The sequence below is a fragment of the Sphingomonas flavida genome (assembly GCF_036663655.1).
Lineage (GTDB): Bacteria > Pseudomonadota > Alphaproteobacteria > Sphingomonadales > Sphingomonadaceae > Sphingomonas.
In genome coordinates, this window is sequence record NZ_JAXOJH010000057.1 from 1 (window position 1) to 1,102 (window position 1,102).

General features: G+C 67.9%; 1 protein-coding gene. It reads left to right on the top strand.

What is annotated here, in order from left to right; all coding sequences use genetic code 11:
- Window positions 1–158 precede the first annotated feature (158 nt).
- Window positions 159–1,102, top strand: a 944-nt coding sequence (locus tag U1703_RS19090; protein ID WP_332786978.1) for a carbohydrate ABC transporter permease, incomplete at its 3' end; no start/stop codon positions are given.

The window sequence follows — 1,102 nt, forward strand, 5'->3', positions numbered from 1 at the left end:
AGCGCCCTACGTGCAGCTCTACCTCGACACGGCATTCGGTACGTCGGTGGGCAACGCGATGAACGACGAGATCGCGCTGCTCCTCGCCGACAAGGCCTCACCCGAAGATGTCGTCGCGGCCACGCAGGCTGCCGCCGACGAGGAGAAGTGAGCTGACCATGTCCCACCAGGGCGCCGCACTGCCGGCGGCACCCGCACGCGAGAAGGAGTCCACCCGGCGCGGAACCACGCGCCGGGTGGCTCCGTCCCCGGGGGGCGGACGCTGGCGACAGCGGCTCGAGGTCTTCTTCTTCGTCTCACCCGCGCTGGCGCTGATGGCGGTGTTCGTCGTCTGGCCGGTCATCTCGGCCGTGCGGATGTCGTTCTACCGCTGGAAGGGCTTCGGCCCGATGGACGATTTCGTCGGCCTGCGCAACTACGAGCGGGTGCTGACCGACGACGTGTTCACCCAGGCGGTCACGCACAACTTCATCATCGTGGTCGCCTCGATCGTGGTGCAGCTGCCGCTCGGGCTGGCGATCGCGGTGCTGCTCAACCGCAAGATCAGGGGCCGTGGGCTGCTGCGCACGATCGTCTTCGTCCCCTATGTGCTCGCCGAGGTGATCGCGGGCGTCGTCTGGTTCCAGCTGCTCCAGCCGAAGTACGGCACCGTGGACGGGATCATCTCGGCCGTGGGGCTGACGCCACCGGAGCAGGGGTTCCTCGGGACACCCGAGCTCGCCCTGCCCACGATGTTCGTCGTACTGACGTGGAAGTACCTCGGCCTCGCGGTCCTGCTGTTCCTGGCCGGCCTGCAAGGCGTGCCCGAGGAGCTCTACGAGGCCGCACAGCTCGACGGCGCCAACTGGTGGCAGGTCCAGCGCCGAGTGGCGATCCCGTTGCTCGGGCCGACCATCCGGACCTGGTGCTTCCTCTCCATGATCGGCTCACTGCAGCTCTTCGACATGGTGTGGGTGCTGACCGGGGGTGGACCCGCCAACGCGACCACCACGATGGCGACCTACCTGATCAACCAGGGCACCGGGCGCGGCAACTACGGCATCGCCGGGGCTGCGTCGGTGGTGCTCTTCGTCATCGGCTTCGTGATGGCGCTGGCCTACCA